Here is a 23571-nt window from a genome sequence, read left to right on the forward strand (position 1 = left end):
CGGGTGTCGGTGCTGGTCAGTCGGCCGTGGTGATCCGGGGGGTTGGGGCTGGTCACCCGGCCTTTGCGGCTCGGATGTCGGGGGCGGTCACCCGGCCATGGTGATCCGGGGGTGGCGGCCGGTCGCCCGGCCGTCGGCACCTGCGGTGTCACTTCAGGCGTTCGTGGATCCGCTCGCGCAGCCACGTCATCGTGAACCCGCGCGGATCCACCTTCCCCGGCTGCCACTCCAGGTGCCCGATGACCGACCGCTCCGTCCAGCCGTGGTACCGGCACACCGCCGCCGCGGCCCTCTCGATCGCCTCCAGCTGCGCGTCGGGCCATGGGTCGACGCCGTCGCCGAGGTTCTCGCACTCGAAGCCGTAGAAGTGGCGGTTGCCGTCGGTGTTCGCCTCGTTGTCCGGCGGCAGCGCCTTCTCGGCGATCACCGCGCGCAGTACGTCGTCGTCGCCGAGACCCGCGTGGTTGGCGCGGCCGTAGCCGACCAGATGGACCGTGCCGTCCTTGGTGATCACGCCGTGGCACAGCGGACCGGGCAGCTCCGCGTAGCCGTCCCGGCACAGCTCGACGGTCCGCTCGGCGCCGCTGGTCACCGTGTGGTGGATCATCACGCCGTGCACCGGGCCCCAGGGCCCCTTGTGGTTGCGGTTGTGATGCTCCCAGTCGCCCACCTCGACGACCGTGACGCCCTCCGCCCGGAGACCGTCCAGAAAAGCGCTCGCGGACATGGGTGTCGCCATGACCGCCTCCTTCACACCGTGCCGACGGCCGCCGGGCGCGGCCGCTCGTGCCGGGTGTTTACCGAAAGTAAGGTGACGGTCACACATCGTTCCCGTCGCGAGCGATTGGATCCGGCCACGGCGTGGGTCCGGCCCGCTCGACGGAAACGCCCCGGTGTGCCCAGCGCGCCGATGATCCATTCCCGCTCTTTCGTGTAATAGCACGAGCACGCTCCGTGATGGAAGGCTTTGCCGTGCAGATCGCGATGCCCGGCCCAGATCGGTGCCGGCGCATGACCGGGAGGGCAATTCTCTATGTCGGTAGGCGAAGAGGTCCGTACGGAGCAGAGCAGGCCGCAGCAGAGTCTCGGTACGGCCGCCGCGCGGAACCTGGCCACCACGACCAAGTCCACACCCCAGATGCAGGAGATCAGCTCGCGCTGGCTGCTGCGCATGCTGCCGTGGGTGAACGTGCAGGGCGGCACCTACCGGGTGAACCGCCGACTGACCTACGCCGTCGGGGACGGACGCATCACGTTCGTGAAGACCGGCGACCGCGTCGAGGTCATCCCCGCGGAACTGGGCGAACTGCCCGCGTTGCGCGACTATGAGGACGAGGAGGTGCTCTCCGAGCTGGCCCGGCGCTGCCGGCAGCAGGAGTTCGCGCCCGGCGACGTGATCGCCGAGTCGGGCAGCCCGACCGACGAGGTGTACCTGCTGGCGCACGGCAGGGTGGAGAAGGTCGGCACGGGCCCCTACGGCGACGACGCCGTCCTCGGCGTGCTCGCCGACGGCGCCTACTTCGGCGACGCCGCCCTGCTCGGCCCCGACGCCGTGTGGGAGTGCACCACCCGCGCGGTCACCGCCTGCACGGTGCTGGTGCTGTCCCGCCAGGACGTCGAACAGGTCGCCGAGCGCTCCGACGCCCTGCGCGAGCACCTCCAGGACGTGCGCACCATCCCCGAGCAGCGCACCAACAAGTACGGCGAGAAGGAGATCGACCTCGCGGCCGGCCACACCGGCGAGCCCGACATCCCGCACACCTTCGTCGACTACGAGGCACGGCCGCGCGAGTACGAGCTCAGCGTCGCCCAGACCGTCCTGCGCATCCACACGCGCGTGGCCGACCTGTACAACCAGCCGATGAACCAGACCGAACAGCAGATCCGGCTGACGGTCGAGGCGCTCAAGGAGCGCCAGGAGCACGAGCTCGTCAACAACCGCGAGTTCGGACTGCTCAACAACTGCGAGTACGACCAGCGGCTGCAACCGCACGACGGCGTGCCCAGCCCCGACGACATGGACGAACTGCTGAGCCGGCGGCGCGGCACGAAGTTCTTCCTCGCCCATCCGCGCGCGATCTCCGCGTTCGGCCGCGAGCTGAACAAGCGCGGACTGGTGCCGGAGACCATCGACATGGCCGGCAACCGCATCCCCACCTGGCGCGGGGTGCCGATCTTCCCGTGCAACAAGATCCCGGTCACCGAGGCCCGTACGACGTCGATCATCGCGATGCGTGTCGGCGAGGAGGAGCAGGGCGTCATCGGCCTGAGGCAGGCCGGCATCCCGGACGAGATCGAGCCGAGCCTGTCCGTGCGCTTCATGGGCATCAACGAACAGGCGATCATCAAGTACCTGGTGACGGCCTACTACTCGGCGGCGGTCCTCGTGCCGGACGCGCTCGGGGTGCTGGAGAACGTAGAGATCGGCCGCTGGAGGTGACGTTTCTGCACCTCGGAGCGGTGTCCTCGGCCATGGCGGAGGGTAGGTCCCGGTCGTACGCGCCCAGCCCAAGCGGAAGCGCCACCGTCCGCGGACTGACCGAGGGGGACCCCATGGCCGAGTTCACGACGCGTACCCGACCGCACACCGCCGCAGCGCAGCCGCCGGACGGCCACGAGGCGGCGGCGATCCTGGAGCGCACCCGGGCCCTCGTCGACCCCGAGCTGCGCGCCGCGCTCGACTCGCTGCCCGGCTCCATGCGCCGCGTCGCGCTCTACCACTTCGGCTGGGAGCACGCCGACGGCACCCCGGCGGCGGGCAACGCGGGCAAGGCGATACGCCCGGCGCTCGTCCTCGCCGCGGCCGCCGCGCTCGGCGGGCCGAGGGCGCGCACCAGCGCCGTACGGGCCGCCGCGGCGGTGGAGCTGGTGCACAACTTCACGCTGCTGCACGACGACGTGATGGACCGCGACACCACCCGCCGCCACCGCCCCACCGCCTGGACCGTGTTCGGCGACGCCGACGCGATCCTCGCCGGGGACGCCCTGCAGGCCCTCGCCCTCGGCCTGCTCGCCGAGGACCCGCACCCGGCGTCCGCGGCGGCCGCCGCCCGGCTCGCCGCCTGTGTCGTCGAACTCTGCGCCGGCCAGCACGCCGACACGGCGCTGGAGCGGCGCGACCCCGGCGAGGTCACCCTCGACGAGGTGCTCACGATGGCCGAGGCCAAGACCGGCGCGCTGCTGGGGTGCGCCTGTGCGCTGGGCGCGCTGTACGCGGGCGCGGAGCGGGCGGACGTCGAGGCGCTGGACGCGTTCGGCCGCGAGGCCGGGCTCGCCTTCCAGCTGATCGACGACGTCATCGGGATATGGGGCGACCCGCACCGCACCGGCAAGCCGGCCGGGGCCGACCTGGCCGCCCGCAAGAAGTCCCTGCCCGTGGTCGCCGCGCTCACCTCGGGCACCCCGGCGGCCGCGGAGCTGGCCGGGCTGTACCGGGCGCCGCACACCGAGAAGGAGGATCTGGAGCGCACCGCCCTCGCCGTGGAGCGGGCCGGCGGACGCGACTGGGCGCAGGCCCAGGCGGCCGACCGAATGGCCCGGGCGATGCAGGAGCTGTCCCGCGCGGTCCCCGCCCCGGAGGCGGCGGGCGGTCTGCTGGCCCTGTCCGAGTTCGTCACCCGCCGCACCGGCTAGGCGCTCGCGGCGGTCGCCCCAGGCCCCGAGGACCCCCGGAGCCCCCCTCCGCCGCGCGGCTCCTGACCCCGCGCGGTGGGCGGGGCTCCGGGCCGGGCCGGTCCTGCACAGCCCCACGGTGTGCGGGACCGCCCGCTTGCCCCGTGCCACCCGCTAGTCTCAACTTCCGTGAGTCCAGGGCTGTTTCAGACGGAGGGGGAGCACATGGGCGTGGCGATCCGGACGGCGGACGACGTCGACCGCGAGCTGGTGATCCGGCTGCTGGACGAGGCGTTCCAGGACGACCCGGTCAGCAACTGGGTCTTCCCCGGCACCGAGCACCGCCGCCGGGCACACCCGCGGCTGATGGCCGCCTTCACCGACGCCGTCCTCGCCGAGGGACGCGTCCACGTCACCGAGGACGGCAACGCCTGCGCGCTGTGGCTGCCCACGCCCGCCGACGCGCACGAGCCGGACGACGACGGCCCCGCCCGGCTGCGCGCCGCCGTCGACCCGGACAACGAGCGCGTCGAGCTGATCGGCAGGCTCACCCAGGACATCCACCCCGCGGGCCGCGCCCACGAGTACCTGTGGATGATCGGCGTGTCACCCGCCCGCCAGGGCGAGGGCCTGGGCACCGCGCTGATCTCCGGCGTCCTCGACCGCTGCGACCGCGAGGGCCTGCCCGCCTACCTGGAGGCCAGCAGCGCCCGCAGCCGCGCGCTGTACCAGCGCCTCGGCTTCGCCGACACCGGCGCCCCGCTCCGGCTCCCCGACGGCCCGCTCATGTGGCCGATGTGGCGCGAGCCCCGCGCCTGAGCCGGCCTGGCGGCCTACCCTGGGGGCATGGACACAGACGCACACGTCTGCCCCGTCTGCGGACAGCCCGTGGAGACGGTCGTGCGGCGCCACAGGACGCTGGGCGCGTGGGTCCCGAGATGGGTGCCGGGCCCCTGCCACAACCCCGAGTGCGCGGCCTACGTCCCCGCGGGCGCCCACCCCGGGGACGAGCGCGGGGAGAACGCCGCGAACACATCCTGAACCGGTACCGGAAATCCGGACCCGGCTCCGACGAGCCTGCCCGAGCAGCGGTGTCTCCAGGGCAGGGCGGCCCGGCCGAGGCCGTAACGTGAGCGCATGAGCGACCCGCGCCCGTCCCCGATCCTGCACCTGACCGAACGCGCCCTGTGGGAGGAGGCCCGCGCGAAGGGCACGTACGAGATCTCCACCCGTGGCCGCACCCTCCAACAGGAGGGCTTCATCCACTGCTCCACCCGCGCCCAGCTGCCCGCCACGGCCGCCCGCTTCTTCACCGGCGCCGACGACCTGGTGGTCCTGGTCATCGCCCCGGACCGGCTCGACGCCCCGCTGAGGTACGAGGCGAGCAAGCCCGGCGGCGAGGAGTTCCCCCACGTCTACGGCCCGATCCCGGTGACCGCGGTCGTCGGCGTCGAGGAGTGGCAGTGGCGTCAGCCGACGCACTCCGGGTGACGGCCGGTCAGGCAGTACAGCCCGCCGGCCGGATCACGCATCACCGTCCACGTGGAGTGGCGGGCGACGAACCGCGCGCCCAGCCGCTCGTGCTCCGCGCGGGTCGCCTCGACCTCCGCACAGGCGAGGTCGAGGTGGGCGCCCGGCTCCCGTTCCCCGTCGAGGCGTTGCAGCAGGACGCGGATCGGCAGCCCGGCCGGCTGCACCAGCACATGGAATTCCGCCGGCGACCCCGGCCGGGACTCCCAGCCGTCCAGCAGGCCGCTCCAGAAGCCGACTTCGGCGTCGAACGCGGAGGGCGGGACGTCGAGGCAGACCTGGTCGAGGCGGCTGCCGCGCACGACGGGCGGCCGGACGGACTCGCCCCGCTCCCACGGGCCGACGCAGAAGGGCTGCCCGGCGGGCGAGCCGAGCACCGCCCAGCGAGCGTGTCCGGCGACCAGTGACGCCCCCCGGCGCAGCGACGCCTCCACGAACGCCGGCACGTTTTCGACCGCGAAGTCCGGATGAGCGCCGCCCTCGCCCGAGACCACCCCCTGCACCTTCACGGCCGCGTGCGCGTCGTCCGGCAGCAGGGTCACGAACTCCTGCCGCTCCCCGCGCCGTTCGGACAACCGCGGGTCCGTCACCGCCGTCCAGAACGCGCAGGCACGATCGAAGCGCGCCAAGGGCCGGTCGACGAACGCGTGGGTCCAGCGGACCCGCCGGCTCATCCCTTGCGCTCCATGAACCGCAGCATGTTCCCCGCCGGGTCCCGGAACGCGCAGTCCCGCACCCCGTACGGCATGTCCATCGGCTCCTGCAGGATCTCGGCGCCGGATTCCCGGACGCGGGCGAAGAGGGCGTCGCAGTCCTCGGTGGTGAAGTTGACCCCGCGCAGCACGCCCTTGGCCAGCAACTGCTCCATCGCGTCCCGGTCGGCGGGGGAGAGGTCGGGGTTGGCCGCGGGCGGCTCCAGCACGATCGACACGTCCGGCTGGAGCGGTGACCCGACGGTCACCCAGCGCATGCCCTCGTACTTCACGTCGTTGCGGATCTCCAGACCCAGGACGTCGCAGTAGAACGCGATCGCCTTGTCGTGGTCGTCGACGGCGACGAAACAGGTGTGCAGCTTCAGGTCCATGGGTCCAACCTAAGGTCGATTCCGGTGCCGGACGGTTCCTCACGTCCGTCTCGGGCGCGTGTACGCGCGCGCCACGCAGGGCGGGATCACCGCGCTCTCCTCGTGCGAGCGGGCCCGGTAGGAGCTCGGCGTCTCGCCGACCAGCTCGGTGAAACGGGCGCTGAACGAGCCGAGGGACGTACAGCCGACCGCCATGCAGACGTCGGTCACCGACAGGTCGCCGCGCCGCAGCAGCATCTTGGCGCGCTCGACGCGCCGGGTCATCAGATAGGCGTACGGCGTCTCGCCGTAGGCGGCCCGGAAGCTGCGCTGGAAGTGGCCCGGCGACATCAGCGCCGTACGGGCGAGCGCCGCCATGTCGAGCGGTTCGGTGTACTCGCGGTCCATGCGGTCGCGCGCCTGCCGCAGACGTACCAGATCATCGCGGTTCACCTCGCCAGGATTGCACGATCCTCACCGGCTCGGCGCGTGGTCCTGAAGCGGGCTTTGCCTCCAGTTCGTCTGCCGTACGAAAGCGCTTGTTCCCCTTGGGGGATGGACCACATCACGTTCCTCGTGGCGGTCGTCATCGTCACGGCTCTGGCCTTCGACTTCACCAACGGGTTCCACGACACGGCGAATGCGATGGCCACGTCCATCGCGACGGGAGCGCTCAAGCCGAAGGTCGCCGTCCTGGTGAGTGGAGTCCTCAACCTCGTCGGCGCCTTCCTGTCCACCGAGGTCGCCAAGACGATCTCCGGGGGCATCGTCGACGACACCCTCGTCAGCCCGGGGATGATCTTCGCGGGCCTCGTCGGGGCGATCCTGTGGAACCTGCTGACCTGGCTCGTCGGGCTGCCCTCCAGCTCGTCGCACGCGCTGTTCGGCGGTCTGATCGGCGCCGTGTGGGTCGGCGCCGGGTCCCACGGCGTGCACTTCGACAAGGTTGTCGAGAAGATCCTCATCCCCGCCGTGGCCTCCCCGGTCGTCGCCGGTGTCGCCGCCCTCATCGCCACCTACCTCGCCTACAAGCTCACCGCCCGCGCCCGGGACACGTCCGTGACCAAGGGCTTCAGGCTCGGGCAGATCGCCTCCGCCTCGCTGGTCTCGCTCGCGCACGGCACGAACGACGCCCAGAAGACGATGGGCGTCATCACCCTGACCCTGATCTCCGCCGGCGCCCTCGGCCACGACGCCGGCCCGCCGGCCTGGGTGATCGCCTCGGCCGGCCTCGCCATCGGCCTGGGCACCTACCTCGGCGGCTGGCGCATCATCCGCACCATGGGCAAGGGCCTCACCGAGATCCAGTCCCCGCAGGGCTTCGCCGCCGAGACGGCCTCCACCGCCGTCATCCTCTCCTCCGCCCACCTGGGCTTCGCCCTCTCCACCACCCACGTCGCCTCGGGCAGCATCCTCGGCGCCGGTCTGGGCCGGCGCCTGGCCGAGGTCCGCTGGGGCGTCGCCGGCCGGATGGTCGCCGCCTGGCTGATCACGCTGCCCGCCGCCGCCCTGGTCGGCGGTCTCGCGGCGAGCGCGGTCAAGCACGGCGGCAACGCCGGGACCGCCGTCGTCGCCCTGGTCGCCGCCGCCCTGGCCGCGGGCGTCGTCCTGCTCTCGCGCCGCAACCCGGTGCACGCCGACAACGTCAACGACCACCACGAGGTCGCCGTCCGCACCCCGGCTCCGGCCGGCGTCGGCACGGCCGCCTGAGCAAGGGAGCCCTGCGATGGATCTGGACTGGAACGCCCTCGGCAAGGTGGCCGGGGTGAGCCTCGGCGTCACCGTGGCCGTGGTCGTCGTCTTCGCCTTCGGTGTCCTCGGCCTCGCCCGCTACGAGGGCGCGCGCGAGGAGGGCGACGGCACCTCGTCGCTCGGCATGGCCCAGGCGGGCCTGTGCTTCCTGGCGTGCGCGGCCGTGGTGGCGTACGGGATCTATCTGATCGTGCCGCAGTTCCACTGAGCGGGAGGCGAGGACAAGCATGACGACACCGCCGTTGCTGGCCGGACTCTCCGACCTGAAGGTCGACTACACCGACCCCGACGACCCCGTGCTGATCCGCCCGGACGGCTCGCCCATCGACACCTGGCGGGAGAACTACCCGTACGCGCACCGCATGGAGCGCAAGGAGTACGAATGGCACAAGCGGCTCCAGCAGATCGAGCTGCTGAAGCTGCAGAACTGGGTCAAGCAGACCGGGCGCCGGATCGTCATCGTCTTCGAGGGACGGGACGCGGCCGGCAAGGGCGGCACCATCAAGCGCTTCACCGAGCACCTCAATCCGCGCGGCGCCCGGGTCGTGGCGCTGGAGAAGCCGACCGAGCGCGAGCGCGGGCAGTGGTACTTCCAGCGGTACGTCGAACACCTGCCGACCGAGGGCGAGATCGTGCTGTTCGACCGCTCCTGGTACAACCGGGCCGGCGTGGAGCGGGTGATGGGCTTCTGCTCGGACGACGACTACCGGCGCTTCATGCGCCAGGCCCCGCTGTTCGAGCGGATGCTGGTGGACGACGGCATCGACCTGGTGAAGTTCTGGTTCTCGGTCTCGCAGAGCGAGCAGCGCACCCGCTTCACGATCCGTCAGGTCGACCCCGTACGGCAGTGGAAGCTCAGCCCCATGGACCTCGCCTCGCTGGACCGCTGGGACGACTACACCGCCGCGAAGGTCGCCATGTTCCGCGAGACCGACACCGATCACGCCCCCTGGACGGTGGTCAAGAGCAACGACAAGAAGCGCGCCCGCGTCGAGGCCATGCGCAGCGTGCTGGCCCGCTTCGACTACACCGGCAAGGACGAGGAGGTCGTCGGCAGCCCCGACCCGCGCATCGTGGGCGCCGCGGCCGGGCTGCTGGAGGAGGGCGAGGACGACGACGCCCGCTGACCGGCAGCACGGAGGGGTCGTACGGGTGTCCGTACGACCCCTCCGTACAAGTCGCGCCGGGTCAGGCCTTCTTGGTCTCCCAGAAGATCTTGTCGATCTGGGCGATGTAGTCCAGGGCCTTCTGGCCGGTGGCCGGGTCGGTGGACGCCTTGGCGGCCGAGAGGGCCTTCAGGGTGTCGTTGACCAGCTGGTGCAGCTCCGGGTACTTCTCGAAGTGCGGGGGCTTGAAGTAGTCGCTCCAGAGCACGGAGACGTGGTGCTTGGCCAGCTCCGCGCGCTGCTCCTTGATGACGGTGGCACGCGCCTGGAAGTGCGGGTCGTCGTTGCCGGCCATCTTCTCCTGGACGGCCTTCACCGACTCCGCCTCGATGCGGGCCTGGGCCGGGTCGTACACGCCGCAGGGCAGGTCGCAGTGGGCGCTGACCTTGGCCTTGGGGGCAAACAGGCGGGAAAGCATGAAGCAATCCTTCCTCGTGATCGTCTTCTCAGGTGCGACATTACTCCCTGGGAGAGGCTAATTCGCGAGTGCCCCCATGGGCTTAGGACAAAAGTCCAGGGTCAGACTGAGACTGGTGGAGGAACGACCGGGGAGGTGCCGGCGATGCCGGAGCTGTCGCAGGAGACGGAGCAGGGCGGGGTGGTGCAGCCCTTCCGCTGGGTCGAGGTGACCGGGCCGTCGATGGTGCCCACGCTGTATCACGGCGACTGGCTGCTGGTCCGGCACACGGGCCGGATCAGGCCGGGTGACATCGTCGTCCTGCGCCATCCGTTCCAGCAGGACCTGCTCATCGTCAAGCGGGCCGTGGAGCGCCGCCAGGGCGGCTGGTGGGTGCTCGCGGACAACGCGTACGCGGGCAGCGACAGCAACGACTACGGCGTCGTGCCCGACGACCTGATCCTGGGCAAGGTCCGCTTCCGCTACCGGCCGCCGGCCGCCGGTCGGCGCTCGCCGCTGGCGCTGGCCCGCTGGGCGCTGTCGGCCGCCAGGCCGGTGCTGCCCGACCGGTCGGCCTCCAGGCGTTTGCGGGCCCGGTAGGCGGCCACGTTCGCGCGCGTGGCGCAGCGGTCGGAACAGTAGCGCCGGGAGCGGTTGGTGGAGGTGTCGAGGTAGGCGTTGCGGCACGGCGGCGCCTCGCACAGGCCCAGGCGGTCCACGCCGTACTCGGTGAGGTGGAAGGCCAGGCCCATCGCCGCGATGGCCGCGTAGCCGGCGGTCGCGTTGGACGGGTGGTCCGCCAGGTGCATGTGCCACAGCGGGCGGCCGTTGTCGTCCCGGTGGTCGTGGCCGGAGATCTGCGGGCTGACCGGGAACTCCAGCAGCAGCGAGTTGAGCAGGTCGACCGCCAGCGTCTCCTCCCCCTTGTCGGCGGCCTCGAAGACCGCGCGCAGCCGCGCCCGCACCGAGCGGAAGCGCGTCACGTCGGCGTCGGTCGCGCGCCGGGCGGCCGACGCGTTGGCGCCGAACAGGTCGCGGACCGCCTCGACGGAGGTCAGGGTGTCCTTGCCCCGGGCCGGTTCCTCGCTGTTGACGAGGCGTACGGCGTAGTCCGAGTAATAGGCCAGTTCCACTTGTGGTCCTTACGGAGGGGCTCTATGGTCGTGGAGCGGAGTAGTAACGGCTGCCTGCGCTCAAAGGGTATTACGCGGGCGAGTGGAGAGGGGGTTCCATGGCCATCGACATCACCGGCACCGCCGGCACGGACACCGTCGGCACCGACTGGCAGGGCTGGCAGGAGAGCTGGGACCGGCAGCAGGAGTGGTACATGCCGGACCGCGAGGAACGGTTCCGGATCATGCTCGACATGGTCGAGGCCTTCGTCGGCCCCGAACCCCGCGTCCTCGACCTCGCCTGCGGCACCGGCAGCATCACCGCCCGGCTGCTCGCCCGCTTCCCCGGCGCCACCAGCACCGGCGTCGACCTCGACCCGGCCCTGCTCACCATCGCGCGCGGCACCTTCGCCGGCGACGACCGCGTCACGCTCGTCGAGGCCGACCTCAAGGACCCCGACTGGCCCGCCCTGCTGCCGTACGACACCTACGACGCGGTGCTGACCGCGACCGCCCTGCACTGGCTGCGCACCGAGCCCCTCCAGGCGCTCTACGGCCAGATCGCCGGACTCGTCCGCTACGGCGGCGTCTTCCTGAACGCCGACCACATGCCCGACGACACCACACCCCGCATCAACGCCACCGAGGCCACCCACAGCCGCGCCCGCATGGACCGGGCCATGCGCCACGGCGCCCTCGACTGGGCCGAGTGGTGGGCCCTCGCGGCCAAGGACCCGGTCCTCGCCGCGCCCACCGCCCGCCGCTTCGAGATCTACGGCGCCCACGCCGACGGCGAGATGCCCTCCGCCGCCTGGCACGCGCGCGTGCTGCGCGAGAAGGGGTTCGGCGAGGCGCGGCCGGTGTGGTGCTCGCCGTCCGACACGCTGCTGCTGGCGCTGAAGTGATGCACCCGTTCGTCCAAGTGCCGCCGGTCTTTGTCCATGGACGCGGCGGGCACCGGGACGTGACCGTGGGGCCATGTCCGAACGTGCCACACCCGGCCCCACCGGACCGCGGCGGATGCCGGGCGGACTGCTCGCCCTGGCCCTCGGCGGCTTCGGCATCGGGCTGACCGAGTTCCTGATCGCCGGGCTGCTGCCGCAGGTGGCGTCGGACTTCGCGGTGTCCGAGGCGGCGGCCGGCCGGCTGATCTCCGGGTACGCGCTCGCCGTCGCCGTCGGCGCGATCGCGCTGACCGCGGCGACGGCCCGGCTGCCCCGCAAGAGCGTGCTGACCGGCCTGGTGGGGCTGTTCGTCGCCGGCAACCTGCTGTCCGCCGTCGCGCCCAGCTACACGGTGATGCTGCTCGGGCGGATCGTGGCGGCGCTGTGCCACGGCTCGTACTTCGGCATCGGTTCACTGGTCGCCCGTGCGATGGTGGCGCCGGAGCGCAGGTCCCGGGCGGTGGCCGTGATGTTCGCCGGGCTGACGGTGGCGAACGTCCTCGGCGTGCCCTTCGGCGCGCTGGTCGGCGAACGCTGGGGCTGGCGGGCGGCCTTCTGGGCGGTCACCGCGATCGGCGTGCTGGCGCTCGCGGGGATCGCCGCGCTCGTGCCCGGCGGCGCGGGGGAGACGGCGACGGCCGCGCCCACCGGTCTGCGGGCCCAGCTGCGCGCCTTCCGGTCCTGGCAGGTCTGGCTGACCCTGACGGCCACCGCGCTGGGCTACGGCGGCATGTTCGGCGCGTTCAGCTACCTCGCCTACACCTTCACCGAGGTCGGCGGCTTCGCACCGGCGGACGTCGCCTGGCTGCTGATGGTGTACGGCGCCGGGCTGGTCGTCGGCAACGTCGTCGGCGGACGCGCGGCCGACCGGGACCGGGACCGCACCCTGGTCCTCGCCCTGTTCGGACTCGCCGTCACCCTGGCCGTGTTCGGCCGGCTCGCCTCCAGCCCCGTCGCCTCGGTGATCCTGGTGTTCCTGACGGGCCTGTTCGGCTTCGCGAGCGTGCCCGGCATGATCACCCGGGTCACCGACGCGGCCCACGGCGCCGCCCTGGCCGCCAGCGCCAACGTCTCCGCCTCCAACGTCGGCAACGCCCTCGGCGCCTGGCTCGGCGGGGCGGCCCTCTCCGCGGGCCTGGGCTACACGGCACCGCTCTACGTCGGCGCCGGCATCGTGACGGCCGGCCTGGCCGTCATGGCCGTCGCGGCCCGCGGCGGGGCGGCACGACGAGGGGCGGCACGGACATCCCGTACCGCCCCTTCGTCGTCGTACCGCTAGAGCACCTCGGCCGCTAGAGCACCTCGGCCCTCAGAGCACCTTGGACAGGAACGACTGTGTCCGCTCGTGCTGCGGGTTGGTCAGCACCTCGCGGGGATGGCCCGACTCGACCACCACGCCGCCGTCCATGAAGACGAGGCTGTCGCCCACCTCGCGGGCGAAGCCCATCTCGTGGGTGACGACGATCATCGTCATGCCGGACTCGGCCAGGTCGCGCATGACGTCGAGGACGTCGCCGACCAGCTCCGGGTCCAGGGCCGAGGTCGGCTCGTCGAACAGCATCAGCTTGGGGTCCATGGCCAGCGCCCGGGCGATGGCGACCCGCTGCTGCTGGCCGCCGGAGAGCTGCGAGGGGTAGTTGCCGGCCTTGTCGGCCAGCCCCACCCGGTCCAGCAGCTGCTTCGCGCGGTCCCGGGCCTCGCTCTTGTGCACGCCCTTGACCTGGACCGGCGCCTCGGTGACGTTCTCCAGCGCGGTCATGTGCGGGAACAGGTTGAAGCGCTGGAAGACCATGCCGATGTCCCGGCGCTTGAGGGCCACCTCGCTGTCCTTGAGCTCGTACAGCTTGTCGCCCTTCTGGCGGTAGCCGACGAGCTCCCCGTCGACGTACAGCCGCCCGGCGTTGATCTTCTCCAGGTGGTTGATGCACCGCAGGAAGGTCGACTTGCCCGAGCCGGAGGGGCCGATCAGGCAGAAGACCTCGCCCGAGCGCACCTCCAGGTCGATGCCCTTGAGCACCTCGACCTGACCGAAGTTCTTGTGGACGCCCTCGGCCTTGACCATGGGGACGCTCGTGTCGCGCATCGTGTCGCCCTTGTCGCTCATGCCGTGACCTTCCTGCTCGAGAAGGTCGTCAGGTGCGCCCTGACCTTCTGCCACGGGGTGGGCGGCAGGGCGCGGCTGGAACCGCGCGCGTAGTACCGCTCGATGTAGTACTGACCCACGCTCAGCACCGACGTCATGATCAGGTACCAGGCGGCGGCGAGGAAGTACATCTCCACCGGGGCACCGGAGTTCTGGCCGATGTCCTGGGCGTAGCGGAAGAGCTCCGGATACTGGACGGCCGCCACGAGCGAGGTCGTCTTCAGCATGTTGATCACTTCGTTGCCCGTCGGCGGCACGATCACCCGCATCGCCTGCGGGATCACGATCCGGCGCAGCGTCTTGCCGTGGCTCATGCCCAGCGCGTGGGCGGCCTCGGTCTGGCCCTCGTCGACCGCGAGCAGACCGGCGCGGCAGATCTCCGCCATGTACGCGGCCTCGTTGAGACCCAGGCCGAGCAGCGCCGTCAGCAGCGGCGTCATGAAGTCGGACCAGTAGTTCTTGTAGATCGGCCCGAGGTCGATGTACTCGAAGACCAGGCCCAGGTTGAACCAGAGGAACAGCTGGACCAGCACCGGCGTGCCGCGGAAGAACCAGATGTAGAACCAGGCGATCGACGAGGTCACCGGGTTCTTCGACAGGCGCATCACGGCCAGGACGATGCCGCCGACGATGCCGATCAGCATCGACAGGACCGTCAGCAGGAGGGTCTTGCCGACGCCGGTCATGATGCGGTCGTCGAAGAAGTAGTCCGGGACCGCGTGCCAGTTGATCTTGCCCTGGCCGAACGCGTAGATGATCGAGACCAGGATGGCGATCGCGATCACGGCGGAGACGTACCGCCCGTAGTGCCGGACCGGGATGGCCTTGATGGCCTCCGGTCCGGCCGGGGGCGTGTCCTTCGGCCCCGCCGTCTTGTCGATGTCAGAAGTCACGGGAGTTGCCCTTCAGTGCCCGCTCGAACGTCTCGAACGCGGTCACTTGCCGCCGTTGATGGCGGACTCCTTGACGGCACCGTCCTCGGCGCCCCACTTGTCGAGGATCTTCTGGTACTCGCCGCTCTTGATGATCGCGTTCATCGCCGCCTGCAGCGCGTCACGCAGCTGGGTGTTGCTCTTGGAGACGGCGATGCCGTACGGCGCCGCCTCGACCTGGTCGCCGACGATCTGGAAGTCCTTGCCGCCGCCGGAGGTCTTCACCGCGTACGCCGCCACCGGGAAGTCGGAGGAGGCCGCGTCGGCGCCGCCGGAGCGCAGACGGGTCTGGGCCTGCTGGTCGTCGTCGAAGGCCTCGATGGTGATCTTCTTGCCGCCGGTGCACTTCTTGGTCTCGGACTTGGCCAGGTCCTCGGAGACGGTCCCGCGCTCCACGGCGAGCTTCTTGCCGCACAGGTCGGACCAGGAGGCGATGTTCTCGGTGTCGCCCTTGCGGGTGTAGATCGACACACCGGCGGTCAGGTAGTCGACGAAGTCGACGCCCTCGCCAACCTTCTTGCCGGTGTCGGGGTCGATGCCCTCCTGACGGTTCTTGTTGTCCGTCATCGCCGACATCGCGATGTCGTAGCGGTTGGAACGGATACCGGTGAGCAGGGCGTCGAAGGTGCCGTTCTGGAATTCGAACGTCACGCCGAGCTGCTTGCCCATCGCCGCCGCGAGGTCCGGGTCCAGGCCGACGACCTTGCCGGAGTCGTCCTTGAACTCGACCGGCGCGTACGCGATGTCCGAACCGACCTTGATGACGCCCTTGTCCCGGATGGCCTGGGGCAGCTTGTCGGCCAGCGGCGCCGAGCTCGCCGACGCGCTGCTGCTGCTCCCCTTGTCCTTGGTCTGGTCACCGCAGCCGGTGAGAAGCAGAGTGCCTGCGACCGCGATCGCACCGACCGCTGCCAGACGGTTGTGCGCGGCGGCCGTACGACGGGTGGAGCTTGCGGTCATGGTGGGTTCCTCCGGCGGATGGGTGGAGTTGCCGATGAGGTCGACGAGAACACACACCTTCGGGTGGCGCGACCTCGTGGGTTTACCGCATCTTGCCATTCGGACGGAGCGGTTCAGGGTCCCGGCCATGTCAAAATCGGATAACGGGCGACCCCCGAACCGCGCCAGGTCGGTACAAGATGTCCGGACCATCTGCGGGAATCAGCCATTCCGACCGGAAGATCTTCTGCGCATCTCAGGATGCGGACCTGCGGCGCGAGGTGTTGATCACTGTTCGACCGCTGGTCAAGGGCCTGTCAAGGACGTGTGCCCATATTTCGTGACGATTGTTGTCATCGAGACGTGACCTTCCGGTCCCGGGATGTGACCTTGCACGTAATCGACTCGTCGGCGACCTGGTCCGTCGGGTATGAAGGTTCTTTACACCCCTCATCCGGGGCTTCGGGCGCGTGTGCGGCGCGCCTGTCGCGTATGACCCGTACGCATCAACAGATATCGGGGCATACGCGGTCCCGCCCACTTCTCACCAGGAGTGGCCACCCTCAACCAATGAAGACTTAAGGGGTAGAACAAAGTGGCAGCGGAGATCGTCAATCCTCGCAGCGACAGCACAACGGATCAGGACGGCGGGGCCGAGCCCCTCGATTCCTTCGATCCCGCCTTCGCGCTGCACCGCGGCGGCAAGATGGCCGTGCAGGCCACCGTGCCCGTCCGTGACAAGGACGACCTGTCCCTCGCATACACCCCCGGCGTGGCGCGCGTGTGCACCGCGATCGCCGAGCAGCCGGAGCTCGTCCACGACTACACGTGGAAGTCGTCGGTCGTCGCCGTCGTCACCGACGGCACGGCGGTGCTGGGCCTCGGCGACATCGGCCCGGAGGCATCCCTTCCCGTGATGGAGGGCAAGGCGATCCTGTTCAAGCAGTTCGGCGGCGTGGACGCGGTGCCGATCGCGCTGGACTGCACGGAGGTCGACGAGATCGTCGACACCGTGGTGCGGCTCGCGCCGTCCTTCGGCGGCGTCAACCTGGAGGACATCTCGGCACCCCGGTGCTTCGAGATCGAGCGGAAGCTGCAGGAGCGGCTCGACATCCCCGTCTTCCACGACGACCAGCACGGCACGGCCGTGGTGACGCTGGCGGCGCTGCGGAACGCGGCGCGGCTGAGCGGGCGCGCCATCGGCGATCTGCGGGCGGTCATCTCGGGCGCCGGCGCGGCCGGCGTGGCCATCGCGAAGATGCTGGTCGAGGCCGGCATCGGCGATGTCGCCGTCGCGGACCGCAAGGGCATCGTCTCGGCCGACCGGGACGACCTGACGTCCGTCAAGCGGGAGCTCGCCGGGTTCACCAACAAGGCGGGCATCTCGGGATCGCTGGAGGACGCCCTGGCGGGTGCGGACGTCTTCATCGGCGTCTCCGGCGGTACGGTCGCGGAGGCCGCGGTGGCCTCCATGGCCGAGGGCGCGTTCGTCTTCGCCATGGCCAACCCCGACCCCGAGGTGCACCCCGACGTCGCGCACAAGTACGCGGCGGTCGTGGCGACCGGGCGGTCCGACTTCCCGAACCAGATCAACAACGTGCTGGCGTTCCCGGGCATCTTCGCGGGCGCGCTGCAGGTGCGGGCCTCCCGGATCACCGAGGGCATGAAGATCGCGGCGGCCGAGGCGCTGGCCGGTGTGGTCGGGGACGACCTCGCCGCGGACTACGTCATCCCGTCGCCCTTCGACGAGCGGGTCGCCCTGGCGGTCACGGCTGCGGTGGCGGCGGCGGCCCGGGCGGAGGGTGTCGCCCGGCGCTGACGCCCACGTCGGCTGAACGGCCCCGTCCGGTTGGGCGGGGCCGTTTCTTTACCCGCCCGTCCACCCGTTCGGATGACGGTGGGGGCGGCGTCGCCTGCGGCTGGGACTCGCCGCCGCCGTCCGGCTGTTGTGCCCTCGCGCTCTTGGCAAGAGGGTGTGTGTCACAGGGCCGCACGGTTCCGCCGGCGAGGGGCGGCGCCTATCGTCAAGGTCATGTTCGCCGTCTACGCCGCCCGAATCGACCGCGACCAGCCGCTGAGCGGCCTTGAACTCGGGGACCGTCCCGCTCCCGAGGCCCGGCCCGGCTGGAGCACCGTCAACGTCAAGGCCGCCTCGCTCAACCACCACGACCTGTGGTCCCTGCGGGGCGTGGGCCTGCCCGAGGACCGGCTGCCGATGATCCTCGGCTGCGACGCCGCCGGCGTCGACGAGGACGGCAACGAGGTCGTCCTGCACTCCGTCGTCGGCCAGTCCGGCCACGGCGTCGGCCCCACGGAACCCCGCTCCATCCTCACCGAGCGCTACCAGGGCACCTTCGCCGAACAGGTCGCCGTGCCGACCTGGAACATCCTGCCCAAGCCGAAGGAGCTCTCCTTCGCGGAGGCCGCCTGTCTGCCGACCGCGTGGCTGACGGCGTACCGCATGCTCTTCACCAACGCCGGTGTGCGGCCCGGCGACTCGGTCCTGGTCCAGGGCGCGGGCGGCGGGGTCGCCACGGCCGCCATCGTGCTCGGCAAGGCGGCCGGACTGCGGGTCTTCGCCACCAGCCGCGACGAGGCCAAGCGCAAGCGGGCCGTCGAACTGGGCGCCGTCGAGGCGCTGGAGTCGGGTGCCCGGCTGCCGCAGCGCGTCGACGCGGTCATCGAGACCGTCGGCGCCGCCACCTGGTCCCACTCCGTCAAGTCCCTGCGTCCCGGCGGCACGCTCGTCATCTCCGGCGCGACCAGCGGCGACCGCCCCTCGCACGCCGAGCTGACCCGTATCTTCTTCCTCGAACTCAAGGTCGTCGGCTCCACGATGGGCACCAAGGACGAACTGGAGGACCTGCTCTCCTTCTGCGCGGCCACGGGGGTGCGGCCCGTCATCGACGAGGTGCTGCCAATGGACCGCGCGCGTGAGGGCTTCGAGCGGATGGAGTCCGGCGAGCTGTTCGGAAAGGTCGTCCTCACCAACGACTGACACCTCTCCCGCACTTCGTCCGTGCCTGCGGCCGACCCGTTCTCCGGGTCGGCCGCCCGCGTTTGTCAACCACAGTTGACGGGGATCGGTTGTCAACGTAGGTTGACGGCATGACCGAAGCAACGGATCTCGCCGAGCGGGCCGGCGACCGCGACCCACGGGTGGGACTGCGCGCCGTCGCCGCACTCCGCCGCCTGCTGGAGCAGTTGGAGGCGGTGCAGGTGCGCAGTGCGCGCAACCAGGGCTGGTCGTGGCAGGAGATCGCCGCGGAACTCGGGGTCAGCAGGCAGGCCGTGCACAAGAAGTACGGGAGGCATTGATGTTCGAGCGGTTCACGAAGGACGCCCGCGCGGTGGTGCGCGGCGCCGTAGAGCACGCGGAACGGTCGGGGGCGCGGTCCGTCGACGCCGAGCACATGCTGCTCGCGCTGCTCGACCGGAAGACCGGCCGCGCCTCCTTCGCGCTGGCCGCGCTGGGGTTGGACGGGAAGGGCGGGGAGGAGGGGGACGGCAGGGAGTCGGTAAAGCGGGACCTCGCCGAGGCGCGGCGGCGGGCCGGGCTCTCCCGCGCCGAGGCCGACGCGCTCGCCGGGCTCGGCATCGACGTGTCCGAGATCGTCGCCCGGGTCGAGGAGGCGCACGGCCTCGGGGCGATGTCCGGCGACCGCAAGGACAAGGGCTGGTGGCCGGGTCGGCTCAGCTTCAGCCGCGGTGCCAGGAACGTCCTGGAGCGGGCCCTGCGCACCGCCGTCGCCCACGGCGAACGGCACCTCGGCGACCAGCACCTCCTGCTGTCCCTCACCCTCCTCCCCGGCGTGCCCGCCGAGGTCCTCGCCGATCACGGCGTGACGTACGCGTCGCTGAATCGGGTGCTGTACGGCGTCCATGGCGGGGGAGAGGCCAAGGCCGGCTGAGTGGGCGGCGGGCCGTCGCCGTCCTAGGGTGGTGCCTGCCGAGGCCGGCCTCGTCCCTTGAAGGAGCCCCCACATGACCGTGTCCGATCCCGCGCCGCTCGTCTTCGTCCCGGCCGGCGGCGCCGTACGCGAGCCGGTGACCAAGGCGGGTGGACAGCCGGTGTGGCTGGACGAACCCCAGTGGCCTTTGTCGCGCGGGACCGGCGAACCGATGGAGTTCCTCGGGCAGTTCGCCCTGGAGGGCGGGCGGCTCGCCTATCTCTTCATGACGGAGGACGGAAAGGGGCACGTCGACGGCACCTGGGATCCGGAGAGCGGGGAGAACGCCCTGCTGATCCAACCCGGGGGCCGCGTACCGGACTTCGTGACGGTCGAGCGGAGGGCGGAGGGGCCGAGCGCGGGGGCCGACCATCTTCCGCGTGACCCGGGCGCCGGCGCCGAGGACGGTGCGGCCGGGGATGCCGGTGTGGAGGACCGGCGGCCGTGGCAGTTCCTCGGCGGCCGCGGGGTCGAACCGCACTGGCTCCAGGGCGAGGAGACGCCCGGCGACGGCTGGTGGCTGGTCGTCCAGCTGGACGCCGGCAAGCTGCCCTTCCACGTCAACTTCGGTGACGCGGGCGTCGGTTACGCCTTCGCCTCCCCGGACGGCGTGGAGGGCCGCTTCCTCTGGCAGTGCACCTGACCCGACGGCCCGGGCCGGTCCGACGGGGCCGCGTCACAGGCCAAGTCGCGGGACGTCTCAGACCCTCGGCCGCCGCAGTATCGCCCCGATGTGCGCCGCCGCCGTAGAGAGGTGGCGGCGGGCGTCGCGGAGCTGGTCCTCCGTCACCCCGTGATCCCGGGCCGCGTCGCGGATGTCGTCGCGGAAACGGTCGAGCAGGCGGTCGAGGTCGCGAGCGGGGTTGCCGCTGCCGTCCTCATGCGCCCAGGCCGGCTCGTACTCGGCCGGGAAGTCCTCCGGGGTGTCGGAGTACTCCACGTGCGCCGACCGGGACGCCGACGTGCCGGAGCCGGAGCCGGTGCCGCTGCCCGTGCCGGAGCCGGAGCCGGAGCCGGTGCCGCTGCCCGTGCCGGAGCCGCGGCCCGCGTCGGTGCCGCCGCGCCCGAAGCCCGGTTCGCTGCCGAACTCCTTGCCGAAGTACTTCCCGAAGTCCCCGAACTCCTTGGCCAGTTCGGTCAGTCCCTCACGCACCCCCGTCGGCCAGTCGCCCCGCGCGAAGTGGTCCTGCACCTGCTGCTGCACTCGCCGGGCGGCGCGCTGCAGTTCCTCCTGGGCCTGCGCCCGGGCACGGTCCTGCGCCTCCTTGGCCTGCCGCCGGGCACGCTGGGCCTCCTCGCGGGCCCGGCGGCTCTCGTCCTTGGCCCGCCTGGCCTGCTCCTTCCACTCCTGCTTGACGCGCCGCATCTCCTCCTTGGCCGCGCGCCAGGCCTCCTTGTCGCCGAGGTCGCCGTACTCCCCGAACGGCCCGCGCTCCCCGGCGCCGGTCCGCCCACCCCGCTGGGCCTCGCTGGCCGCCGCCCGCATCTCGCGCCGCAGATCACCGGCGGCGCCGCGCACGTCGGCCCGGATCTCGGCGGCGAGCTCCGCGACCGACTCGCGGATCTCCAGCTCCAGGTCGGCCAGTTCGCCGCTGCGGTCGGCCAGCTCGGCGCGGCCGGCGTCCGTGATGGCGTACACCTTGCGGCCGCCCTCGGTGGTGTGGGTGACCAGGCCCTCGGCCTCCAGCTTCGCCAGCCGGGGGTAGACGGTGCCCGCCGACGGCGCGTACAGGCCCTGGAACCGCTCCTCCAGGAGCCGGATCACCTCGTAGCCGTGGCGCGGGGCCTCGTCCAGCAGCTTCAGCAGGTAGAGGCGGAGGCGGCCGTGGGCGAAGACGGGGGGCATGTCAGAGCACCTTCTTGTCGGTCGTGCCGTCGGCCGGGGCGTCGGTCGGGCTGGTGGTCCCGGTGGTGCCGCCGGCACCCTCGTCGCCGCCGGCGCCGTCGCCCTGGCCGGAAACGGAATTGTCCCCCGAGCCGCTGTGCGCGTCGCCCACCGGGGCGGCGTCCTGCGGGGCGGCGTCTTGGGGATCGACGTGTCGCGGTCCGGCGTCTTGCGGTCCGGCGTCGCGAGGTCCGGTGTCCTGTGGCCCTGCCCCCCGCGGCCCGGCGTCCTGTGGCCCCGTCCCCCGCGGCCCCGCGTCCACCGGCCCCGTCTCCTCCGGCCCCGTCTCCACCGGTCCCGTCTCCCATGGCTCGTCCTCGACCGGCGGGCGGCGCAGCAGGGCGATGGATCCGGAGACCGTCGTCGCCTTCAACTTGCCGTTGCCCGCGCCCAGGCGGCCCGTGATCCGCTTGGCGCCCCACTGGCCGCCGACCCGCAGGTCCTCGAAGGCGTTGGAGACCGTCCCGCTCGCCGTGTTCGCCTCCACCTCCGCGTCCGCCGGGTGGGGCAGCCGAATGGCGATCTCGCCCGAGACGCTGGTCAGGGTGACGTCCGTGGGGCGGCTCGCGGGATCGAGGTCGACGATCATGGAGCCGCTCACCGAGTCCGCCTTCACCGAGGACCCCGCCTCCACCACGGTCAGATCGCCCGAGACGGAGTTGAAGCGCAGATCGCCGGTGAGGGCCTGCGCCTCCACGTTCCCCGAGACGGTGTCGGCGCGGACCGGTCCGGCGAGGCCCACCAGCGTCGTGTCCCCGGTGACGCCCTTCACCTCCGCGCGTCCGTCGAGCCCCGAGACGACCGCCGCCGCGCCGACGACGCCCACCTCGACGCGGGTGTCGGCCGGCACGGCCAGGGAGACCACGGCACTGCGCCGCCAGCCCTTGCGGTCGAGCCACTTCAGGAAGCCCTTCCAGGGCAGGTCCTCGTACGCCACCGTGAGCGAGCCGCCCTGCTGGGTCACGATCAGGGGAGGCCCCTCGATCTCGGACACCTCAAGGCGGGCGGAACCTTCGTCCGTGCCCACCACGTTCACCGTTCCGTTGACGATGCGTACGTGCAGCTCCCTCACGGGCTCGTCGAACGTGAGCTTCGTGGGCTCTGCGACGGACCACTCGGTCATGGTGCGAACCTCCCCGCCTGCAACGCGCCATATCGCGTCTCCTGCAATTCACGATATATCGCGGCCACGGAAAGTCAAGGCACTCGTCCGGGGGATGCCCGCACCCGTGAAGTGACGACATGACCGGATAGACCAGGCAGAAGCGACCAACCAGAACAAACCGCCCTAGCGTGTGACCATGTCGTCGACGACGGACCGCACCCGCACCGGCCCCGCCCCCGGCGCCCTCCTCCTCTGCCGGGCCGACCCCGACGCCGTCGCCCCCGTCGCCCACCTCCTGCGCGAGCCCCTGCTCCTCGCCCGCGCCGGCGGGGAGTGGAGCGTCCTCGTCCCCGAGGGCACGCCCTGGCGGGACGGAGACGAACCCGTCGACCGCGTCACGACCGGCTGGGCCACCGCCCTCGCCGTCGGCGCCCCCTGGCCCGTACTGGCCCTGTGGTGGGACGCCGACCGAGCCGGCTACACCCTCGCCTCCGGCTTCCGCCGCCCCGTCGGCTACGTCTGGCTCGCCAACGGCACCCCCGCCGGCGAGGACGAGGCGATGCGCACGTTCGCGGCCCGGCTGGGCCTGGACCCCGTCCTGGACGTCCAGTCCCTCGACCGCCTCACCCGCCCCGACCCGGACGCCGACGCCCGCACCCGCCTGCTCGCCCTCCTCGCCGTCCTCACCCGCGCGGGAGTCGCCCTCCCCACCGGACTCACCCCAGGCACCCCCGCCGACCGTCTGCACGAGATCGCCCACGCCCGGCCGGACACGCGCCCGATCACATGGCACGGCTGGCGCGAGACGGTCCGCACGGAACTCGACGCCGTCGACCACAGCCTCCTCGCCCCCTGGATGCCCTGGTCCGGCACCCCCCGCGCCCGCGCCCTCTCCCTCGCCCAACTGCTCACCGGCCTGCCCGTCACAGCCTGGGGCCTGCGGCGCCACAGCGGCGGCTGGACGGCGGCGGGCGCCCTGCTGCTGGCCCACGGCGCGCTGGGCCTGACGTACGACATCGCGCGCCCCCGCGACTGAGCCCG

The 23571-nt window shown here is 71.7% G+C and carries 28 protein-coding genes; 17 read left to right on the forward strand and 11 right to left on the reverse strand.

Annotated elements, in window-relative coordinates:
* Nucleotides 1–148 precede the first annotated feature (148 nt).
* On the reverse strand, nucleotides 149–739 hold the full coding sequence (locus ACYF6T_RS27080) for an N-acetylmuramoyl-L-alanine amidase (RefSeq protein ID WP_461699612.1): 591 nt from the start codon (nucleotides 737–739) through the stop codon (nucleotides 149–151).
* Nucleotides 740–1033: 294 nt separating this feature from the next.
* Here ACYF6T_RS27080 and ACYF6T_RS27085 point away from each other — a divergent pair, with 294 nt between their 5' ends.
* The 5 genes from ACYF6T_RS27085 to ACYF6T_RS27105 all read left to right on the forward strand — a co-directional run bounded on the left by ACYF6T_RS27085 (nucleotide 1034) and on the right by ACYF6T_RS27105 (nucleotide 5103).
* Nucleotides 1034–2440 carry a family 2B encapsulin nanocompartment shell protein gene (locus ACYF6T_RS27085; RefSeq protein WP_461699614.1) on the forward strand — a complete coding sequence of 469 codons (1407 nt, stop codon included), beginning with the start codon at nucleotides 1034–1036 and terminating at the stop codon, nucleotides 2438–2440.
* 113 nt (nucleotides 2441–2553) lie between these two features.
* Nucleotides 2554–3633, forward strand: a complete 1080-nt coding sequence (locus ACYF6T_RS27090) for a family 2 encapsulin nanocompartment cargo protein polyprenyl transferase (RefSeq protein WP_461699616.1) — start codon at nucleotides 2554–2556, stop codon at nucleotides 3631–3633.
* Nucleotides 3634–3837: 204 nt separating this feature from the next.
* Complete coding sequence (locus tag ACYF6T_RS27095) at nucleotides 3838–4431, forward strand: GNAT family N-acetyltransferase (protein ID WP_461699618.1); 594 nt, start codon at nucleotides 3838–3840, stop codon at nucleotides 4429–4431.
* 27 nt (nucleotides 4432–4458) lie between these two features.
* Nucleotides 4459–4653, forward strand: coding sequence for a hypothetical protein (locus ACYF6T_RS27100; RefSeq protein WP_461699619.1), 195 nt, complete (start codon nucleotides 4459–4461; stop codon nucleotides 4651–4653).
* A gap of 96 nt (nucleotides 4654–4749) precedes the next feature.
* Nucleotides 4750–5103 (forward strand): DUF952 domain-containing protein, encoded by a 354-nt coding sequence (locus ACYF6T_RS27105; RefSeq protein ID WP_461699620.1) that lies wholly within the window; start codon nucleotides 4750–4752, stop codon nucleotides 5101–5103.
* Here the strand turns inward: ACYF6T_RS27105 and ACYF6T_RS27110 are convergent.
* The 3 genes from ACYF6T_RS27110 to ACYF6T_RS27120 are packed head-to-tail and all read right to left on the reverse strand — an operon-like array spanning nucleotide 5082 to nucleotide 6658.
* Nucleotides 5082–5816, reverse strand: coding sequence for a VOC family protein (locus tag ACYF6T_RS27110; RefSeq protein WP_461699621.1), 735 nt, complete (start codon nucleotides 5814–5816; stop codon nucleotides 5082–5084). The two genes, ACYF6T_RS27105 and ACYF6T_RS27110, sit on opposite strands and share 22 nt — an antisense overlap.
* A complete protein-coding gene (locus ACYF6T_RS27115; RefSeq protein WP_461699622.1) occupies nucleotides 5813–6226 on the reverse strand; it encodes a VOC family protein in 414 nt (137 codons plus the stop codon). The genes ACYF6T_RS27110 and ACYF6T_RS27115 overlap by 4 nt, the downstream gene beginning before the upstream one ends.
* Before the next feature lie 39 nt (nucleotides 6227–6265).
* Nucleotides 6266–6658, reverse strand: coding sequence for a helix-turn-helix transcriptional regulator (locus ACYF6T_RS27120; RefSeq protein WP_461699623.1), 393 nt, complete (start codon nucleotides 6656–6658; stop codon nucleotides 6266–6268).
* Nucleotides 6659–6760: 102 nt separating this feature from the next.
* Here ACYF6T_RS27120 and ACYF6T_RS27125 point away from each other — a divergent pair, with 102 nt between their 5' ends.
* Genes ACYF6T_RS27125 through ppk2 form a run of 3 tightly spaced genes read left to right on the forward strand, consistent with a single transcriptional unit; the run spans nucleotide 6761 to nucleotide 9084 of the window.
* The gene (locus ACYF6T_RS27125) at nucleotides 6761–7915 is read left to right on the forward strand and encodes an inorganic phosphate transporter (protein WP_461699624.1); all 1155 of its coding nucleotides are present in this window, start codon (nucleotides 6761–6763) and stop codon (nucleotides 7913–7915) included.
* 16 nt (nucleotides 7916–7931) lie between these two features.
* Entirely contained in the window at nucleotides 7932–8165 is a 234-nt protein-coding gene (locus ACYF6T_RS27130) for a hypothetical protein (protein ID WP_461699625.1), read from the forward strand.
* 19 nt (nucleotides 8166–8184) lie between these two features.
* Nucleotides 8185–9084, forward strand: a complete 900-nt coding sequence (gene ppk2, locus ACYF6T_RS27135) for a polyphosphate kinase 2 (RefSeq protein WP_461699626.1) — start codon at nucleotides 8185–8187, stop codon at nucleotides 9082–9084.
* Nucleotides 9085–9145: 61 nt separating this feature from the next.
* Here the strand turns inward: ppk2 and sodN are convergent, their stop codons facing one another.
* Nucleotides 9146–9541 carry a superoxide dismutase, Ni gene (gene sodN, locus ACYF6T_RS27140; RefSeq protein ID WP_189872990.1) on the reverse strand — a complete coding sequence of 132 codons (396 nt, stop codon included), beginning with the start codon at nucleotides 9539–9541 and terminating at the stop codon, nucleotides 9146–9148.
* Nucleotides 9542–9685: 144 nt separating this feature from the next.
* Here sodN and sodX point away from each other — a divergent pair, with 144 nt between their 5' ends.
* Entirely contained in the window at nucleotides 9686–10120 is a 435-nt protein-coding gene (sodX, locus tag ACYF6T_RS27145; protein ID WP_461699627.1) for a nickel-type superoxide dismutase maturation protease, read from the forward strand.
* Here sodX and ACYF6T_RS27150 read toward each other — a convergent pair.
* Nucleotides 10003–10653, reverse strand: a complete 651-nt coding sequence (locus ACYF6T_RS27150) for a CGNR zinc finger domain-containing protein (RefSeq protein ID WP_461699628.1) — start codon at nucleotides 10651–10653, stop codon at nucleotides 10003–10005. The genes sodX and ACYF6T_RS27150 overlap by 118 nt on opposite strands.
* Before the next feature lie 98 nt (nucleotides 10654–10751).
* Here ACYF6T_RS27150 and ACYF6T_RS27155 point away from each other — a divergent pair, with 98 nt between their 5' ends.
* Together ACYF6T_RS27155 and ACYF6T_RS27160 are read left to right on the forward strand one after the other, a co-directional pair.
* Nucleotides 10752–11537: a class I SAM-dependent methyltransferase gene (locus tag ACYF6T_RS27155; protein ID WP_461699629.1), complete on the forward strand. Its 786-nt coding sequence runs from the start codon at nucleotides 10752–10754 to the stop codon at nucleotides 11535–11537.
* Between the two features lie 115 nt (nucleotides 11538–11652).
* Complete coding sequence (locus ACYF6T_RS27160) at nucleotides 11653–12855, forward strand: MFS transporter (RefSeq protein WP_461699776.1); 1203 nt, start codon at nucleotides 11653–11655, stop codon at nucleotides 12853–12855.
* Nucleotides 12856–12885: 30 nt separating this feature from the next.
* Here the strand turns inward: ACYF6T_RS27160 and ACYF6T_RS27165 are convergent, their stop codons facing one another.
* The 3 genes from ACYF6T_RS27165 to ACYF6T_RS27175 are packed head-to-tail and all read right to left on the reverse strand — an operon-like array spanning nucleotide 12886 to nucleotide 15611.
* On the reverse strand, nucleotides 12886–13659 hold the full coding sequence (locus ACYF6T_RS27165) for an amino acid ABC transporter ATP-binding protein (RefSeq protein WP_461699777.1): 774 nt from the start codon (nucleotides 13657–13659) through the stop codon (nucleotides 12886–12888).
* 17 nt (nucleotides 13660–13676) lie between these two features.
* Nucleotides 13677–14612, reverse strand: a complete 936-nt coding sequence (locus tag ACYF6T_RS27170) for an amino acid ABC transporter permease (protein ID WP_461699630.1) — start codon at nucleotides 14610–14612, stop codon at nucleotides 13677–13679.
* A gap of 42 nt (nucleotides 14613–14654) precedes the next feature.
* Nucleotides 14655–15611 carry an ABC transporter substrate-binding protein gene (locus tag ACYF6T_RS27175; protein WP_461699631.1) on the reverse strand — a complete coding sequence of 319 codons (957 nt, stop codon included), beginning with the start codon at nucleotides 15609–15611 and terminating at the stop codon, nucleotides 14655–14657.
* A 574-nt stretch (nucleotides 15612–16185) separates the two neighbouring features.
* On the opposite strand from ACYF6T_RS27175, the gene ACYF6T_RS27180 reads away from it, so the two are divergent.
* The 5 genes from ACYF6T_RS27180 (at nucleotide 16186) to ACYF6T_RS27200 (ending at nucleotide 20183) form a co-directional block, all read left to right on the forward strand.
* Nucleotides 16186–17409 carry an NAD(P)-dependent malic enzyme gene (locus tag ACYF6T_RS27180; RefSeq protein WP_461699632.1) on the forward strand — a complete coding sequence of 408 codons (1224 nt, stop codon included), beginning with the start codon at nucleotides 16186–16188 and terminating at the stop codon, nucleotides 17407–17409.
* Nucleotides 17410–17622: 213 nt separating this feature from the next.
* On the forward strand, nucleotides 17623–18588 hold the full coding sequence (locus tag ACYF6T_RS27185) for a zinc-binding dehydrogenase (protein WP_461699633.1): 966 nt from the start codon (nucleotides 17623–17625) through the stop codon (nucleotides 18586–18588).
* Nucleotides 18589–18698: 110 nt separating this feature from the next.
* Nucleotides 18699–18908, forward strand: a complete 210-nt coding sequence (locus ACYF6T_RS27190; RefSeq protein WP_016437953.1) for a helix-turn-helix domain-containing protein — start codon at nucleotides 18699–18701, stop codon at nucleotides 18906–18908.
* On the forward strand, nucleotides 18908–19501 hold the full coding sequence (locus ACYF6T_RS27195) for a Clp protease N-terminal domain-containing protein (RefSeq protein WP_461699636.1): 594 nt from the start codon (nucleotides 18908–18910) through the stop codon (nucleotides 19499–19501). Before ACYF6T_RS27190 ends, ACYF6T_RS27195 begins: the two co-directional genes overlap by 1 nt.
* A 73-nt stretch (nucleotides 19502–19574) precedes the next feature.
* Entirely contained in the window at nucleotides 19575–20183 is a 609-nt protein-coding gene (locus tag ACYF6T_RS27200; protein ID WP_461699638.1) for a hypothetical protein, read from the forward strand.
* Nucleotides 20184–20240: 57 nt separating this feature from the next.
* Here the strand turns inward: ACYF6T_RS27200 and ACYF6T_RS27205 are convergent, their stop codons facing one another.
* A complete protein-coding gene (locus ACYF6T_RS27205; protein WP_461699639.1) occupies nucleotides 20241–21386 on the reverse strand; it encodes a PadR family transcriptional regulator in 1146 nt (381 codons plus the stop codon).
* Nucleotide 21387: 1 nt separating this feature from the next.
* Nucleotides 21388–22548 (reverse strand): DUF4097 family beta strand repeat-containing protein, encoded by a 1161-nt coding sequence (locus ACYF6T_RS27210; protein WP_461699640.1) that lies wholly within the window; start codon nucleotides 22546–22548, stop codon nucleotides 21388–21390.
* Nucleotides 22549–22726: 178 nt separating this feature from the next.
* Here ACYF6T_RS27210 and ACYF6T_RS27215 point away from each other — a divergent pair, with 178 nt between their 5' ends.
* On the forward strand, nucleotides 22727–23566 hold the full coding sequence (locus ACYF6T_RS27215) for a hypothetical protein (protein ID WP_461699641.1): 840 nt from the start codon (nucleotides 22727–22729) through the stop codon (nucleotides 23564–23566).
* The last annotated feature ends 5 nt before the right edge of the window (nucleotides 23567–23571 follow it).

The organism is Streptomyces sp. 7R007, from assembly GCF_054850255.1.